The sequence below is a fragment of the Pigmentiphaga litoralis genome, assembly GCF_048632615.1.
Lineage (GTDB): Bacteria > Pseudomonadota > Gammaproteobacteria > Burkholderiales > Burkholderiaceae_B > Pigmentiphaga > Pigmentiphaga litoralis_B.
Genome location: NZ_CP184479.1, coordinates 5,091,623 through 5,107,841, shown reverse-complemented (window position 1 = coordinate 5,107,841; position 16,219 = coordinate 5,091,623). Strand labels below are relative to the sequence as shown.

Annotated in this window: 15 protein-coding genes and 1 pseudogene; 12 read left to right on the top strand and 4 right to left on the bottom strand. The window is 65.0% G+C overall.

Going from position 1 to position 16,219, the window contains the following annotated elements; translation table 11 throughout:
- Positions 1-44 precede the first annotated feature (44 nt).
- The 3 genes and pseudogenes from mnmH to ACNANG_RS23545 all read left to right on the top strand — a co-directional run bounded on the left by mnmH (position 45) and on the right by ACNANG_RS23545 (position 2,699).
- Positions 45-1,102: pseudogene (gene mnmH, locus ACNANG_RS23555) on the top strand (tRNA 2-selenouridine(34) synthase MnmH).
- A 93-nt stretch (positions 1,103-1,195) separates the two neighbouring features.
- A complete protein-coding gene (locus ACNANG_RS23550; RefSeq protein ID WP_420225047.1) occupies positions 1,196-1,363 on the top strand; it encodes a hypothetical protein in 168 nt (55 codons plus the stop codon).
- A gap of 205 nt (positions 1,364-1,568) precedes the next feature.
- Positions 1,569-2,699: an FAD-dependent monooxygenase gene (locus tag ACNANG_RS23545; RefSeq protein WP_420225046.1), complete on the top strand. Its 1,131-nt coding sequence runs from the start codon at positions 1,569-1,571 to the stop codon at positions 2,697-2,699.
- 65 nt (positions 2,700-2,764) lie between these two features.
- On the opposite strand, the gene gor is transcribed toward ACNANG_RS23545, so the two are convergent.
- Positions 2,765-4,117, bottom strand: coding sequence for a glutathione-disulfide reductase (gene gor / locus ACNANG_RS23540; protein ID WP_420225045.1), 1,353 nt, complete (start codon positions 4,115-4,117; stop codon positions 2,765-2,767).
- A 204-nt stretch (positions 4,118-4,321) separates the two neighbouring features.
- Between gor and ACNANG_RS23535 the strand changes: the two genes are divergently transcribed.
- Positions 4,322-4,771: a CopD family protein gene (locus tag ACNANG_RS23535; RefSeq protein ID WP_420225044.1), complete on the top strand. Its 450-nt coding sequence runs from the start codon at positions 4,322-4,324 to the stop codon at positions 4,769-4,771.
- A gap of 16 nt (positions 4,772-4,787) precedes the next feature.
- Here the strand turns inward: ACNANG_RS23535 and ACNANG_RS23530 are convergent, their stop codons facing one another.
- Entirely contained in the window at positions 4,788-5,270 is a 483-nt protein-coding gene (locus tag ACNANG_RS23530) for a DUF2231 domain-containing protein (RefSeq protein ID WP_420225043.1), read from the bottom strand.
- A gap of 88 nt (positions 5,271-5,358) precedes the next feature.
- On the opposite strand from ACNANG_RS23530, the gene coxB reads away from it, so the two are divergent.
- The 3 genes from coxB to ACNANG_RS23515 are packed head-to-tail and all read left to right on the top strand — an operon-like array spanning position 5,359 to position 9,034.
- A complete protein-coding gene (coxB, locus tag ACNANG_RS23525) occupies positions 5,359-6,156 on the top strand; it encodes a cytochrome c oxidase subunit II (RefSeq protein ID WP_420225042.1) in 798 nt (265 codons plus the stop codon).
- Complete coding sequence (gene ctaD / locus ACNANG_RS23520) at positions 6,153-8,654, top strand: cytochrome c oxidase subunit I (protein ID WP_420225041.1); 2,502 nt, start codon at positions 6,153-6,155, stop codon at positions 8,652-8,654. Before coxB ends, ctaD begins: the two co-directional genes overlap by 4 nt.
- Positions 8,651-9,034 (top strand): hypothetical protein, encoded by a 384-nt coding sequence (locus ACNANG_RS23515; protein WP_420225040.1) that lies wholly within the window; start codon positions 8,651-8,653, stop codon positions 9,032-9,034. Before ctaD ends, ACNANG_RS23515 begins: the two co-directional genes overlap by 4 nt.
- A 27-nt stretch (positions 9,035-9,061) precedes the next feature.
- Here ACNANG_RS23515 and ACNANG_RS23510 read toward each other — a convergent pair whose 3' ends face one another.
- A complete protein-coding gene (locus ACNANG_RS23510; RefSeq protein WP_420225039.1) occupies positions 9,062-9,889 on the bottom strand; it encodes a cytochrome c oxidase assembly protein in 828 nt (275 codons plus the stop codon).
- A 352-nt stretch (positions 9,890-10,241) separates the two neighbouring features.
- Here ACNANG_RS23510 and ACNANG_RS23505 point away from each other — a divergent pair, with 352 nt between their 5' ends.
- Genes ACNANG_RS23505 through ACNANG_RS23495 form a run of 3 tightly spaced genes read left to right on the top strand, consistent with a single transcriptional unit; the run spans position 10,242 to position 12,741 of the window.
- Complete coding sequence (locus ACNANG_RS23505) at positions 10,242-10,988, top strand: alpha/beta fold hydrolase (RefSeq protein WP_420225038.1); 747 nt, start codon at positions 10,242-10,244, stop codon at positions 10,986-10,988.
- The gene (locus ACNANG_RS23500; protein WP_420225037.1) at positions 10,985-12,070 is read left to right on the top strand and encodes a diguanylate cyclase domain-containing protein; all 1,086 of its coding nucleotides are present in this window, start codon (positions 10,985-10,987) and stop codon (positions 12,068-12,070) included. The genes ACNANG_RS23505 and ACNANG_RS23500 overlap by 4 nt, the downstream gene beginning before the upstream one ends.
- A complete protein-coding gene (locus ACNANG_RS23495; protein ID WP_420225036.1) occupies positions 11,983-12,741 on the top strand; it encodes an EAL domain-containing protein in 759 nt (252 codons plus the stop codon). Before ACNANG_RS23500 ends, ACNANG_RS23495 begins: the two co-directional genes overlap by 88 nt.
- Here the strand turns inward: ACNANG_RS23495 and ACNANG_RS23490 are convergent.
- The gene (locus ACNANG_RS23490; protein ID WP_420225035.1) at positions 12,734-13,327 is read right to left on the bottom strand and encodes a DUF1294 domain-containing protein; all 594 of its coding nucleotides are present in this window, start codon (positions 13,325-13,327) and stop codon (positions 12,734-12,736) included. The two genes, ACNANG_RS23495 and ACNANG_RS23490, sit on opposite strands and share 8 nt — an antisense overlap.
- A 254-nt stretch (positions 13,328-13,581) precedes the next feature.
- Between ACNANG_RS23490 and ACNANG_RS23485 the strand changes: the two genes are divergently transcribed.
- Both ACNANG_RS23485 and ACNANG_RS23480 read left to right on the top strand, forming a co-directional pair.
- Positions 13,582-15,870: an FdhF/YdeP family oxidoreductase gene (locus ACNANG_RS23485; protein ID WP_420225034.1), complete on the top strand. Its 2,289-nt coding sequence runs from the start codon at positions 13,582-13,584 to the stop codon at positions 15,868-15,870.
- A 46-nt stretch (positions 15,871-15,916) separates the two neighbouring features.
- The gene (locus ACNANG_RS23480; RefSeq protein WP_420225033.1) at positions 15,917-16,216 is read left to right on the top strand and encodes a Dabb family protein; all 300 of its coding nucleotides are present in this window, start codon (positions 15,917-15,919) and stop codon (positions 16,214-16,216) included.
- Positions 16,217-16,219: the final 3 nt, after the last annotated feature.

The following is a 16,219-nucleotide window of genomic DNA, read 5'->3' as shown; positions in this document are numbered from 1 at the left end:
TGTGCCAGTCCGCGCCTGGCCGCGCCGAAAGCCGGGGGCACGGCATGAAGCGCGGCCCCGTGCGGGTGGACGAGCGGCATGCCTTCGACACCGTCATCGATGCCCGGTCGCCCGCCGAATTCGCGTTGGACCACATCCCGGGCGCGATCAACTGTCCGTCCCTGGACGATGAGGAACGGCGGATCGTGGGCACCATCTACAAACAGACCGGCGCGTTTGAGGCCCGCCGGGTCGGCGGTGCAATGGTGGCGGCCAATCTGGCGCGGCATCTTGCCGAACAGTGGGCCGATCGGCCGGCGAACTGGAAGCCGCTGGTGTATTGCTGGCGCGGCGGCCTGCGCAGCGGGTCCATGGTGAACTGGCTGAGGCTGGTCGGATGGGACGCGCAGCAGCTGGCCGGCGGGTACAAAAGCTTTCGCCATCATGTGATCGAGCAGTTGGAAACCGCCAGTCCCCAGTTGCAGCTGCGGGTGATCTGCGGCGCGACCGGCAGCGCCAAGACGCGGGTGCTGCAGGCGCTGGGCGGCATGGGCGAACAGGTGCTGGATCTGGAACAGCTCGCACGCCACAAAGGCTCCTTGCTGGGCGCCCTGCCCGGCATTGCGCAGCCTTCGCAAAAGGCTTCGAGACGCAGGTCGCCCATGTGCTGGAAGGCCTGGACCTGTCGCGAGTGGTGTACGTCGAAGGCGAAAGCCCGCGGATCGGCAAGGTGGCCCTGCCCCTGCCTTTGGTGGAGCGCATGCGGGCGGCGCCCTGCATCGAGGTGCAGGCGACGCCGGCGGCGCGGCTGGACTACCTGCTGCGCGACTATGCCTACCTGGGGGACGATGCCGAAGCCCTGGCTCAGAAAATCGGCTTCCTGAAGGAACTGCAGGGCAAGCAGACCGTGCAGCGCTGGCAGGAGTGGGCACGCGACAGGGCGTTGCCGCCACTGTTCTCGGAACTGATGTCGTTGCACTACGACCCGCATTACGAACGGTCGCAGGCACGGCATTTTCATGCCTGGGACCGGCGTCAGACCGTCGCGGCCGACGACTTGAGCGATGCAGGGATCGAGGCCGCCGCCCGGCGGATCGCGGCTTTGCCGCCACGCGCCGATTGATACAACCACCGCCGCATTTCTCCATATTTGCGGGCACTTGGCGCGCTATCTTTCAGTCACGGGACATCACGTCCTTTGACGAAGGAAAGCATCATGAAACGCCTGTTGAGCAGTCTCGTGTGTGGCAGCGTTCTTGCCGTCGCGCTGTCGGGGTGCATTGTCGTGCCGCGTGGCGGCGGAGGCGGACCCCACTACCATGGCGGATATTATTCGCAAGGGCCCTACGATCGCGGCTATGACCGGGGCGGCTATCGCCGCTGATCGTCAGTGCACTGACGGCTGATCAGGCGGGGCCGGGTACGCGCAGGCGATCCGGCCCTGTTGCCGTTGGCAGCCAGGTGGCGAAGACGCCTGATCGGGGTACTGATCGTCCCGCGTCGTTGACCCCGGCAACAGCGCCCTCCTACACTTTTTGCATACGGCGTTCCTTCATGAACGACGGTCAAAAATTTTCAGGACGGCATCCATGGCACACCCCCTCATCGGCATCAGCGGCGCAGGCATCGGCGGATTGGCGGCGGCGATCGCGCTGCGCAAGCTCGGCAAGGACGTGATCGTGTTCGAGCAGGCCGCGCAATTCGCGCGCGTCGGCGCCGACATCAATCTGACGCCCAACGCCGTGCTGGCGCTGGATGGGTTGGGCATCGGCGATGCCCTGCGCGAAACGGCGGCGCGGCCCACGCACCGGATCAGCCGCACGTGGGATACCGGCGAAGAAACGTCGCGGATCAAAATGGCCGAAGCCGCGCAGACCCGCTACGGTGCGCCGCAATTGACCATGCACCGTGCCGACCTGATGACCGCGCTGGAACAGGCCATGCCGGCCGACCAGGTCCGCCTCGGCAAACGCACCCAGAGCATCGTCGAGACGCCCGACGGCATAGCCCTGACCTTTGCCGATGGCAGCACGCAGCGCGTTGACGTGCTGGTGGGCGCCGACGGCATCCACTCGATGGTCCGCACCGCGATCGTGGGCAAGGAACACCCGGTGTTCACGGGCGTGGTCGCCTACCGCGCCGTGGTGCCGGCCGAACGTCTGCAGGGCGTCAACAACCTGAACGCGTTCACCAAGTGGTGGGGTCCCAACCCCGAAACGCAGATCGTGACCTTTCCGCTCAATCGCGGCCGCGACATCTTCATCTTCGCCACCACCCCGCAAGACAGCTGGCGCCATGAGTCGTGGACGACGCCGGGTGACGTCGGAGAGCTGCGCGCGTCGTATGCAAACTTCCATCCCGAAGCCCGCGCCTTGCTCGACGCGTGCGACGACGTACTGAAGTCCGCGCTGTACGTGCGCGATCCACTGCCGACCTGGTCCAAGGGCAACATGACCCTGCTGGGTGATGCCTGCCACCCCATGATGCCTTTCATGGCGCAGGGCGCCGGCATGGCCATCGAAGACGGGATCGTGCTGGCGCGCTGCCTGGCCAACGCCGAGGGTGCGGATGTGCCCGCCGCCCTGGCCCGTTACCAGGCTGCCCGCCTGGACCGCACCGCGCAGATCCAGATCGGGTCGCGCGGCAACAACTGGCTCAAGGCCGGCAGCAATGCCGACTGGGTCTATGAATACGACGCGTGGAACGTGGCGCTGGGCTGACTGGACAACCGGCGGCAGGGCCTGGCCTTTGCCGCCCTGCCGCTGCCGGAAACCACGAACCCTGATCAGGCCACCGGGTCCCGCATCGTCACGAACTCTTCGGCCGCCGTGGGATGCAGGCCCAGCGTCTGGTCGAACTGGCGCTTGGTCGCGCCGCACTTCATGGCGATCGCAATGCCCTGGATGATTTCCGGACCATCCGGTCCGACCATGTGGCAGCCGACGACTTGATCCGTGGCTTTGTCGACCACCAGCTTCATCATCGTCTGCTCGTTGCGCCCTGACAGGGTGTTCTTCATGGGCCGGAACGTGGCGCGATAGATCGTCACCACGCCATAGAGCGCACGCGCATCGTCCTCAGACAAGCCGACCGTGGCCACCGGCGGCTGGCTGAACACCGCAGCTGGCACGTTATGCGAACTGGCTTCGATCGGGTTGCGGTTGTATAGCGTTTCAGCCAGCGCCCGCCCCTGGGCGATGGCCCAGGGCGTCAGGTTGAGGTGATTGGTGACGTCGCCCACGGCGTAGATGCTCGGCACGGCGGTCTGCGACCAGCTGTTGACGGCAATGGCACCGTATTCATCCAGTTCCACCCCGACGTCTTCCAGACCCATGTTGCGCGAATTGGGCAGGCGTCCCGTGGCGTACATGACGAGGTCGTACGATGTTTCGGCGCCGGTATCGGATACCGCCACGATACGGTCGCCCTCTTTGCGCAGCGCCGAAATCACGTGGCCGCTCTGGATGGTGATGCCGCGTTCCTGCAGAACCTTGGTAATGGACAGGCGAATGTCCTGGTCAAAGCCCGCCAGCACCAGATCCCGCCGGATGCCGATCGTGACCTGGGCGCCCAGACCGTTGAAAATGCCCGCGAATTCCAGGCCGATGTAGCCACCGCCCACGATCAGGATGCTGCCGGGCAGACGAGGCAGATCGAGCGCTTCGTTGGACGTGATTGCCAATTCGATGCCCGGGATGGCGGGCAAGGCAGGACGCGCACCCGTAGCGATCAGAATGCGTTCGGTGGTGTAGCGCCTGCCCGCGATCTCGACCGTATGCGCGTCGACCACGGTGCCCCGGCCTTCGAGCAGGGTCACACCCGAATTGGCAAGCAGCTTGCGATAAATGCCTTCCAGGCGATCGATCTCGCGGTCCTTGGCGGCGATCAGGGTCGGCCAGTCGAAACTTGGCGAATCCACCGTCCAGCCAAAACCTTCGGCATCTTCGAAGGCTTCGGAAAACTGCGAGCCGTACATCAGCAGCTTCTTGGGCACGCAACCGCGGATGACGCAGGTGCCGCCTATGCGGCTGTCTTCACAGATGGCCACGCGTGCGCCGTAGGACGCGGCGCGGCGCGAACTGGCGACGCCACCCGAACCTGCACCGATGGTGATCAGGTCAAAATCGAAATCGGGCATGTACGACGTCCTCGGTAGATATGTTTGAAGGTGCCCGAAAGCAGTTGCGGCATTTTAAGCCAAGCGGCAGGCCAGGACCGGCTTGAGCACCCGATCCGCGGAACGTTGCTTCGGCACAGGAACGCATATTGCTGAGCCGCCCCTTTGAACCCACACATACAAAGGCAGCGTCGCGCGGGGCGACCGTTGTCATATGGGATGCCTATGGTCGGAATCAAGGCGCTGCACATTGCGGCGCTCGTTATCTGGTGCGGCGGATTGTTCTATCTTCCGGGCATGTTCATGTTGCATCCACGCGCGTCCGACCGGGCGGATTTCCACCGCCTGCGCATGCTGACCCGGTTCACCTTTGCGTTCATCGTGTCGCCAGCTGCCGTCATTGCCATCATTTCCGGCACGGCACTGGTGCACTACCGGCATGCCAGCGGGGAATGGCTGATGTGGAAGCTGCTGTTCGTGTGCCTGATGGTGTTCTTCCACCTGTATTGTGGCGGCCTGGTAGCCAGGCTTGGGCGCGAGCGCAACGCGCATGGGCGGAGCTGGTCGGCCGCCTTGCTGGCCGTGCCGTCGCTGTTGATCCCGCTGGTACTGTGGATGGTCTTGGGCAAGCCCACGCTGCTGTCCGGGATCCTTCCTTTCGTGGCGGCCCCATGATGGCGGCTGCCCGGGATCAATCGTCAGTGTCGTCGTTGCCGACGCCGATCTGGTGCTCGAACACCAGCTTGCCGCCCATCCACCCTGCTACCGCCACCAGCAACGCGCTCATGCAGGACAGGAACACGCCGTACGGAAGCACGGCGGCTTCGGCATCACCGATACGCAAATACCAATTGATCGATCCGACCGCGAGCAACAGGACGGCCACGACGAAGTGGTTCCAGCTTGCCGCGCGATGGCGGATGCCAGGCACCGACAGCAATTCGATGGTGCCCGCAATGCCTGCGAGGATGCCCATGACCGCCCCACCGCCGATCAGCCACAGGGCCGCACGCGCCCAGAACGGGTCGCCAAGGAACAGAAAGGCTCCGTCGGCTGCCAGGCCCCCGATGAAGAATGCGATCGGGAATGGCACCAGCATGGGATGGATAGGATGCTCGGCGACAGCGACGCGCGTCGGGGTATCGATAGGAAGCGGGAGTCCGAATTTTTCCATGCCAGGTCCTGAAAGTAATGCCGCAGTGGCGCAAGATCCATGCCGAGGCGATGCCTCAATGTGCACGACGCCGACATGGACGGCGTCCTTGGCACCGTTAGCGGCTTTGCGGACAGCCGTCCTTGCGGTGCTGGCCGGCGCGGCCGCGGGCTGTACATCGGGCCCTCTTTCGGCGCTTGACCCCGGCGGGCCGGTCAGCACGTCGGTAGCCCGTGTCTGGTGGGTCATGTTCGGTGGCGCCCTGCTGGTGCTGGTCGCGATGATGCTGATCGGCGTACTGGTCATGGTCGCGTCGCCCCGCACCCGTTCGCGCGTATCGACCCGCCAGTGGCTGATCACCGGCGGCCTGGCCGTGCCGGGCGTCACTATTGCGCTGGTGCTCGCCTATGGACTGACGGCGGGCCCGCGCATGTTGCCAGCGCCCTCGGCCGCCGCCATGCGCATCGACATCGAAGCACGGCAATGGACATGGGACGCGCGCTACCCGGACCGGCGCTGGACCGGCGTTTCAGCGCCGCCCGCGCGCGCCGCCGACGCCTTGCGCGGCCCGGCCAGCGGCTTGCCCGCCGGCGCCCAGACGGCCAGCGTCGAGCAGGCCGCCGACGCTTTGCCCACCCAAACCATCATCCACATTCCCGCTGGCGAACCCATTGATTTCCACATCACGTCGCGCGATGTCATCCACAGCTTCTGGATCCCGCGTCTGGGCGGCAAGATGGACGCCATCCCCGGCCGTATCAACGTCATGCGTCTGCAGGCCGACGCCCCGGGCATCTATCGCGGCGTGTGCGCCGAGTTCTGCGGCGTTGGCCACGCCCTCATGCCTTTCGAAGTCCACGCCCACGATGCTTCCGAATTCACCCGTTCCAGCGGAGCCGAGCGATGACTGACCCGAACCCCGTCGCCCGCCATCACGCCTTCGATGCCGTCTGGGGCGCGCCCCGTGGGTGGCGCAGCATCTTTTCGGTCAACCACACCACCGTGGGCCTGCGTTTCATCGGCACGGCGCTGGTCTTTTTCCTGATCGGCGGTGTGCTCGCCATGTTGATCCGCGCGCAACTGGCCACGCCGGGCAATGACTTCCTGGACAGCGAGACCTACAACCAGATTTTCACCATGCATGGCACGGTGATGATGTTCCTGTTCGCCATCCCGATGCTTGAAGGATTCGCGATCTACCTGCTGCCCAAGATGCTGGGATCGCGCGACCTGGCCTATCCCCGCCTGGGCGCCTTTGCCTATTGGTGCTACCTGTTCGGTGGCCTGATCCTGATTGCGGGCCTGGTGTCCGGCGTCGCGCCGAACACGGGCTGGTTCATGTACACCCCGTTGTCCAGCCAGCCCTACAGCCCCGGCATCAACGCCGACCTGTGGCTGATCGGGGTGACCTTTTCAGAGATTTCGGCGGTGTGCGGCGCGGTGGAACTGGTCGCCACCATTCTGCGGCTCAGGGCGCCAGGGATGAGCCTGCGGCAGATGCCGCTGTTCGCCTGGTACATGCTGGTGACGGGCGGAATGATCCTGGTGGGCTTTCCGCCCCTGATCCTGGGCAGCATCCTGCTGGAGCTGGAACGCGCGTTGAACTGGCCATTCTTTGACGTGGCGCGGGGTGGTGATCCGCTGCTGTGGCAGCACCTTTTCTGGATGTTTGGCCATCCCGAGGTCTATATCATTTTCCTGCCCGCGGCCGGCATGGTGTCGACCATGATTCCGACCTTTGCGCGGCATCGCGCCGTTGCCTATCCGTGGATCGTGGCCAGCATCGTGGCCATGGGCTTCATCAGCTTCGGGTTGTGGGTGCACCACATGTTCACGGTGGGCATCGCGCATCTGGCGGCCGTGTTCTTTTCGGCCGCCAGCATGCTCGTGGCCCTGCCAACGGCCGTCCAGTTCTTTGCCTGGATCGCCACCCTGTGGGCCGGCAAGCCGGTCATGCGGCTGCCCATGCTGTACCTGTTCGGCTTCCTGGCGGTATTCGTCGCGGGTGGCCTGACCGGCGTCATGCTGGCGCTGGTGCCGTTCAACTGGCAGGCGCACGACACCCACTTCGTGGTGGCGCATCTGCACTATGTGCTGGTGGGCGGCATGGTGTTTCCGCTGCTGGCGGCGACCTACTACTGGATGCCGCACGCGACCGGCCGGATGCCGTCGGAACACCTGGGCAAGTGGGCGTTCTGGCTGATCTTCATCGGGTTCAACCTGACATTCTTCTTCATGCACTTGACCGGGCTGCTGGGCATGCCTCGGCGTGTCTATACCTACCAGGCCGATGCGGGGTGGGACTGGCTTAACCTGCTGTCGTCGCTTGGCGGTTTCCTGCAGGCCATCGGCTTTGGCATCTTCGTGCTGGACGTGCTGCTGCATGCACGCATCGGCCGGGCCGCGTCCCGCAATCCATGGGGCGCAGGCACGCTGGAGTGGGCGATGCCCACGCCCTCACCCACCTACAACATTGCATCGATCCCGAAGGTGGACGGGCCGGATCCCCTTTGGCAGGACCCGACCCTGGGCGCGCGCCTGGCCGCGGGCGAAGGCTACCTGCCGCAGCCCACCCAGGGCCGACGCGAGACGATAGGTATCGAGCCGCTGACGGGCCGGCCGCAAAGCATCGTCTTCCTGCCCGGTCCAAGCAAATGGCCGCTGGCTGCGGCCGTGGCGACCGGCATGGTGTTCCTGGCCATCCTCTTCAAGGTCTACTGGCTGCTGCCCGTTGCGGGCGTGCTGGCGCTGGCGATCTTTTTCGGATGGGGCTGGCATAACGGCTTGCGGTCGGACCCGGAACCGGTTGACGCCGGCCATGGCCTGCTGCTGATGCCGCATGCCGCGACCGCCCATGCGCCCGGCTGGTATGGACTGGTCTATGCCCTGATCGCCAACGGGGCCTGCTTCGCGTCGCTGGTATTCGGCTATGTGTATCTGTGGACCATCGCTCCGAACTGGCCCCCGCCTGCCCTGATTGCAGGCGATGCCTTTGCCCCGGCGGTGGCCGTGGCCGGGCTGCTGGTCGCCACCCTGGCGACACGGCATGCGCGGCACGCCAATCAGCGCCTGCCGGCCTCGCGCGTTGCCACCTGGCTGGGCTGCGCGGCGATCGCCGGCGTGGCCGCCGCCCTGGCCTTTGCCGACATCCTGTTCAACGCCCTGCCGCCCGCAAGCAGCCATGCGTACGCTTCGACGACGTCGGCACTGGCCGCCTATGGCCTGCTGCATGCGGGCATGGGCACCCTGTGGGCGGCCTTCGCCGCGCTGCGCTGCCTGCGCGGCTACGTGTCGGCCTCGCGACGGCTGGATGTGGACCTGGTCAACCTGTGGTGGACCTACACGGCCGGCACGGGCGGCGTCATCCTGGCCGCCCTGTATCTTTTGCCGGGAGCATTGAAATGAGCCGCGCCGTCTCCTCCCGCTTGAAGTCACGCGGACTATGGCGCTTGTGCGGCGGCCTGATCGTGTGGGCAAGCTGTTTCGCCATGCTGTACGGCGCCCAGGCCGGCGGATGCAGCGCCGGCTGGGACGACAGCCAGGTGCTGGGGCTCAACGGAGTGACAGTGATGCTGATTGCCATCTGGATCGTCCATCTGGCGTGGCTGGCCGGCCGGCTGCGGCAAGAACGCCAGGGCAAGGCGCGGATGCCCGAAGGAGAACTGGACACGTCGCCTGAAGACGCCGCGTTCTTCACCGGGGTGGGACAGGTGCTGTCCTGGGTGGCGCTGCTGGCAACGGTATGGACCGGCTTTGCGGTGGTGCTGCTGCCGCCGTGCCTGTGAGCCGGGCGCGCCGCTGAACGCGACCGTTCAGCGCACCGTACGCAGGCCAGAGGTGTCGGACGCACCCAGGGTGCGCCACACGGCGCCAATGGCGATCACGGCCACGCCAATGAACACGGTGCCGCCCGGCACCCACATGATCAGCCCACCCAATTGCTGATCGTCCAGCGAGGTCAGGCCCCAGGCCATGGCGGTGTTCCAGTGCTCGACATACAGCGGGCGGCGGGCAAACGTCAGCAATGCCCCCAGCAGCCCCATCTGCACCGCGGTCACCAGGGCTACCATCAACGCCGCGCCCAGCGACCGCGCGTGGCGCGGCAGCATGGCCCGCCACAGCATGATGGCGGCAGCGAACAGGCTGATGTGCATCGCCCAATAGGTCGGGGTGCTTTCGAAGGTCTGCGAATACGGCCCTGGCGCGTGCCAGAACCATAGGGCCATGGCGAATACGGCACACGCCAGCCGCCCGCTGCCCACCAGCTTTTTGGCGGCAGCGGGGGGATGCGCCCATCGGGGCAACTGCAGCATGACCTGCCCGCGTCCCAACACCATCAAGGGTGCCGCAACGAGTACCAGCAGCATGTGCTGCGCCACCCGCGCGGAAAACAGGGCGACCGACAGCGCGCACAGCGGCGAAATCAGGGTGAGCAAGGCCACTGCCCATCCGGCATGGAAACAGGCTTGCTCACGGCGGGACACCTCCCCTCGCCCGGCAGCGCCGCCGCGCCAGTACGCCGCGGCAACCAGCACGAAGCCGGCGATCAGCCAGGGATCCAGGTTCCAGTTCGACCAGAGCGTTACCGGTATGGCAGGCGCGCCGCAGTAAGGCAGGTAGCTGGAAAAATCGGTGGCCATGACAGGTAATCCACAACAAAAACAGAATGGCGAAAAGTGGCGGGGAGTGCCGGTTGCATTCGATACCACTGGTTGACACTGTGTCACCAGGCCCGGCATGGACCCCATAGCAAGAACCCGGCCAGCGCGCCAGGAATATGCCTTGCTCGAAGCGGTCTGTTGCGCAGTGCGCTCATCTGGGCGCGATCACGGTAAAAATTACCGCCGCCGGTAAGATTTGGGGGAGGCAAGCCACGTCTTTCGCGGTGGCTTGCCCTAAAATAACGGCAACAACACCAAGAGGTCTGCGTTGTCCATTGGATATAAGAACAATGTTCGGATGTTTGGCAGCGGTGTAAATCCGATCGTCTTCGTGCACGGATTCGGTTGCGACCAGAACGTGTGGGCGCGCATGGCGCCCCACTTTGCCGAGGATCACCGCATCGTCGTGTTCGATCACGTGGGTGCGGGCCGGTCCGATCTGTCGGCGTATGACGAATCGCGTTACCGCACGCTGGACGCCTATGCCGAAGACCTGCTGCAGCTGTGCGATGCCTTCGACATCCAAAAGCCGGTCGTGGTCGGACATTCGGTCGGGGCAACGATCGCCATGCTGGCGTCCAACCTGCAGCCCGGCCGCTTTGCCGGGCTGGGCATGATTGCGCCCAACCCCTGCTACATCAATGATGGCGACTACGTGGGCGGATTCGAACGCGAAGACGTGGACGAACTGCTGGACCTGCTGGACAGCAACTACCTGGGCTGGACCAGCACCATGGCCAAGGTGCTGATGCAGCATGCCGACCGCAACGACATCGAAGCGGAACTGACCAACAGCTTTTGCCGCACGGACCCGGACATTGCCCGGCACTTTGCGCGTGTCACATTCCTGTCGGATCACCGTGACGCCCTGCCCCGCCTGAAGGTACCTGCCTTGATCATGCAGACGCAGCAGGACGTGGTTGCCCCGCTGCCGGTAGGCGACTACCTGCACGCCATGATTCCTGCGAGTGATCTGGTGCGGATGCACGCCATCGGACACTGCCCGCACTTGAGCGCCCCCGACGAAACCGCCGGTCATCTGAGCCGGTTCCTTGCCTCTATCGCACCGACACGATGACATCGCCGCCGCTGTCCTCCTTGCCCGCCGATGAAACCTACGAAGCGCTCTATCGACAGGCGCCCTGTGGCTACGTATCGACCGCGCCGGATGGCACGCTGCTGAAGGTCAACGACACCTTCCTGCACTGGAGCGGCTACAGCGAAGACGAACTGATCGGCAAGCTGCGTCTGCAGGACCTGCTGACCGTGGCGGGCAAGGTGTTCTACGAGACCCATTACGGGCCGCTGCTCACCATGCAGGGGTTCATCAACGGGGTCGCCTTCGACCTGGTCGCCAAGAACCGCAAGCGCCTGTCGTTCTTCTGTAATTCGCGCCTGCAGACCGGGGCTGACGGGCGGGCCGTCGGCATCCGCACCATCGTGTTCGATGCCGGCGACCGCCGCCTGTACGAAAAGGAACTGCTGATTGCGCGGCGGGTGGCGCAAAAGGGCAAGGCTCGCCTGGAATACCTGGCAGGCCATGACTATCTGACCAACCTGCCCAACCGCCATTCGTTCGCCATCCGGCTGGACGAAGCGCTGTCCCGCGCGCGCCAGCGCCGCGCCACGCTGGCCGTGCTGTTCGTCGACCTGGATCGGTTCAAGGACGTGAACGACAGCTGGGGCCACGACGTGGGGGACCGCGTGCTGGTGGGCCTGGCCGAACGTTTCCTGTCGGACAGCGATCCGCAGCACACCGTGGCCCGGATGGGCGGTGAAGAGTTCGTGTTCCTGCTGGAAGGCGCCGACGAAGCCGAGGCCCGTCACTACGCCAGCCGCCTGCTGCCCGACCTGTCGCGCCCGTTCGAAATCTCGGACGCCGTTATTTCGGTGGGCGCCAGCATCGGTATCGCAACCTACCCGGAAGGCGGGGCAACGGGCCAGGAACTGATGCGCAACGCGGACCGCGCCATGTACACGGCCAAGATGGCGGGGGCTACCGCACGGTCGTGCACACGCCCGAAGCCGCCGCGCGGCACGCCGCCGAAAGCCTGTTGCGCCAGGCGTTGCCCATGGCGGTGCGCCAGCAGCGCTTCGTGCTGCACTACCACCCCAAGCTGGACCTGCGCACCAATACCATCGTGGGCGCCGAGGCCTTGATCCGCTGGGACCACCCCGACCACGCGGATCTGCTGTATCCGGCCAGCTTTTTCCATCTGGTCGAAGCCTCACCCGTGCGGCAACAGGTGTTTGCGTGGACCATCGACGAAGTCTGCCGGCAGATTGCCGCCTGGGCCGGCGACTCGGGTCTGCACCTGCCGGTATCCGTCAACCTGTCGCCCTGGCAACTGAGCGACGCCACCCTGCCTCAGGTGCTGACGGATGCCATCGCGCGGCACGGGATCAGCAGCGACATGGTCCAGGTCGAGATCACCGAAGGCGCGCTGATCGCCGACGAGACGCGCGCCACGGACATCCTGCATCAGTTGGCGTCCGCGGGTTTCGCGATCTCGCTCGACGATTTCGGCACCGGGCACTCAGGCCTGGCGCATCTGAAGCGCTATCCGATCCGGGGCATCAAGCTGGACATGGCCTTCATCCAGGGACTTGCCGAGGATGCCGGCGCACGCGATCTGGTGCGGGCCATCGTCGCCTTTGGCAAATCGGTGGGCATGGAAGTGCTGGCCGAAGGCGTGGAAACGTCCGAGCAGCGCGCCTTCCTGGCGGATATCGGTTGCGATGCGATCCAGGGCTACCTGATCGCGCGGCCGCTACCCGGCGATCAGTTTGAAACCCTGGCCTTGGGCTGGGGTGCGGTCACGGTCAGGTAAGGCCCGGTACGCCGCGGTACAGCACGTAGCCCAACGCCGCACAGTTGATGGCGACCGTGATCCAGAACGCCACCTGGAACGAGGTCTTGCGCGATTTGTGCCGCAGCAGGCGCTGCGCCACCCAGGCGCCAGGCCAGCCGCCCAGCAGGCCGATCAACAGCAATACGCTTTCGCTGACGCGCGAGCGCCCATTGCGCGCCGCGGTCTTGTCCATCTCGTACACCAGCAGCGCCAGCGCGCTGGCCACCAGGTAGATCCCCAGCATCACGACGGACAGGCGGTCCAGGTACACCAGTACGCCCAGGCCGCCCAGGAACACCAGGGCGACGGCGACCGGCACCGGCCAGCCGCGGCCCGGCGCCGGCATGCGGATCTCGTTGTTGACGAACTGCGCCTTGACGGCGCACGGCTTGCCATCCTTGCCCTGCCCCACCTGGTACAACAGCGGCTCGCCCACGTCCGGGCGGCGGTGCTTGCTCTTGAACGCCGAGATGTGAACGAAGACCTGCGGGCCGCCGCCTTCGGGCTGGATGAAACCGAAACCCTGTTCGTCTTTCCAGCTTTTCAACTTGCCTTTCTGCTGCATACCTTTCCTGGAGTCCTGCGGCGGTGTCGCGCAGGCCGTACTGTAGCAGCCGATGCCAACCCGCCGTGCCCGAGCCCGAGGAACGATAAGGTATCCGCGCGCAACCCAAGCCGGTCAATGATGAGCCGCAACGCGCTGCATGGCTTCAGCTGCGCGTCAGCACAGCCAGCCTTGCTTACAAAACGAGCAAGAGGCTTACTTGCTCCGCGCTTTGGCTACGCGCGAGACTAGGGGTCGAGTCAGTGGAGAGCAGCATGGCGCGTGACATCAAGATCGAACCCTATGACGGCCCGGCGGGCGGCTGGGGCTCTGCCCGGTCGGTAACCGAGATTCTGACGCGCGAGCACGCCCTGACCTCCGGGCCTGCCGTGCTGCGTGTGCAGAACAAACCCGGCGGCGTGGCCTGTGTCAGCTGCGCCTGGGCCAAACCGTCCGAACCGCATTTGTTCGAATTCTGCGAGAACGGCGCCAAGGCCACGGCGTGGGAGAACACGTCGTTGCGTGCCACGCCCGACTTCTTCGCCAAACATACCGTGACCGAACTGCTGGGATGGCGCGACTACGATCTGGAACAGACCGGACGCCTGACGGCGCCCATGCGATGGGACCCTGCCAGTGACACATACAAGGAAGTGAGCTGGGAATCCGCGTTCGAAGACATCGGCCGGGAACTGAAGGCCCTAAAGGCGGAGGACGTGGATTCGGTGGTGTTCTACGCGTCGGGCCGCGCATCCAACGAAAGTTCGTACATGTGGCAATTGCTGGCTCGCCAGTTCGGCAACAACAACCTGCCCGACAGCTCCAACATGTGCCATGAGAGCACGTCGGTGGCGCTGCCCGAAACCATCGGCATGCCGGTCGGCACGGTCTGGCTGGAAGATTACGAGCATACCGACTGCATCCTGTTCTTCGGGCAGAACGTCGGCAGCAACAGTCCGCGGATGCTGCACGATCTGCAGCACTGCAGCCAACGCGGGGTGCCCATCATCACCTTCAATCCTTTGAAGGAACGTGGCCTGGAACGCTTCGTCAATCCCCAGGCCCCAGCCGAGATGCTGACCAACAGCGCCACCCGGATCAGCTCGCAATACCTGCAGGTCAAGACCGGGGGCGATATCGCCGCGATCATGGGCGTGTGCAAGGCGTTGATCGAGGCCGACGATGGGGCAGTCGCAACCGGCGCACCGCGCTGGATCGACGTCGACTTCATCGCCACCCATACACACGGCTTCGACGCGTTCGCCAACTCGGCGCGCGCCGCGAGCTGGGACACCATTGAAGCCCACAGCGGCCTCAAGCGCGCCGATCTGGAAACCGTCGCCGCCACCTACGCGCAGTCCAAGGCGGCCATGGGCATCTACGGGATGGGTCTGACGCAGCACCGCGCAGGCGTGGACAACGTCAAGATGCTGGTCAACCTGTTGCTGCTGCGAGGAAATATCGGCAAGAAAGGCGCGGGTATCTGCCCGGTGCGGGGCCACTCCAACGTGCAGGGGCAACGCACCGTAGGCATTACCGAAAAGCCCGAATTGTTCAAACTCGACAAGCTGGCCGAGCTCTATCACTTCGAGCCGCCGCGCCACAAAGGCCTGAACACCGTCGAGACCTGCGAAGGCGTGCTGGACGGCAGTGTCAAGGCCTTCCTGGGCCTGGGCGGCAACTTCGTGCGGGCAGTGCCGGATACGGTCGCGATGGAAGCGGCCTGGGCCAACCTGCGCCTGACCGTGCAGGTCGCCACCAAGCTCAATCGCAGCCACCTGGTGCATGGCAAAATCAGCTACGTGCTGCCCTGCCTGGGCCGCACCGAAGAGGACGTGCAGCTGAGCGGCGTGCAGGCCGTGACGACGGAAGACAGCACAACGTTCATCCACGCCTCGTACGGGCGCGCGACGCCGGCCAGCCCCACCCTGAAATCCGAGCCTGCGATCATTGCCGGTATTGCCCTTGCCACCCTTGACCATACGGCAGTGCCTTGGGCCGACTGGGCGGGCGACTATCGCCTGGTGCGCGGCGCGATCGAAAAGACGTTGCCTGATCAGTTCTATGACTATGAAGAACGCATGCGCACGCCGGGCGGCTTTCCGCGCCCGAACACGGCGCGCGAACGCAAATGGAATACCAAAACCGGCCGCGCCAACTTCACGGTGCCCGCCAGCTTCAAAGCGGACGCCGATGTGGACGTGCACGCGCCCGACGTGCTCCAGTTGATGACCTTGCGCAGCAACGACCAATTCAACACGACGGTGTATGGATACGACGATCGTTTCCGCGGTGTCGATGGCACCCGCCACGTGCTGTTCATGAACCGAACCGACATCTCGAGACTGGGCTTTGCCGACGGCGAAACCGTCAGCGTCGTGACCGCGGTGGAGCCCGACAAGCCCCGCAAGGTGGCCGGCCTGCGCATCGTGGCCTATGACATTCCGCAAGGGTGCGTGGGCGGTTATTACCCGGAATGCAATCCGCTGATTCCGCTATGGCACTACGCCGAGGAAAGCTTCGTCCCGGCCGCCAAGGCCATCCCGGTCAGGCTGCAACGATAGCCAGTGAACGCGCGGCTACACTGCCGCCTTTGACACCGAGGCGGACATGATCAAACACATTGCCATGTGGAAGCTGCGCCTGGCCGATGGCCAGGACAAGGACGCGGCATTTGCCGTGATCCGGGCCGCACTGGCCGGACAAGTTGGCCGCATTCCCGGCCTGCTGGAATCCGAAGCGGGCCTCAACTTCAAGGTATCGTCCAAGGCCATGGACGTGGCGGTCTACACCGTGTTCACCGACAGGGCGGCGCTGGAAGCTTACCACCAGCACCCTGTTCACCTGGAAACCCGAGCCGCGGTAGACGGGTTTCTGGAACAGGGGTGCATGGTGGATTACGAGGTGTAGCGG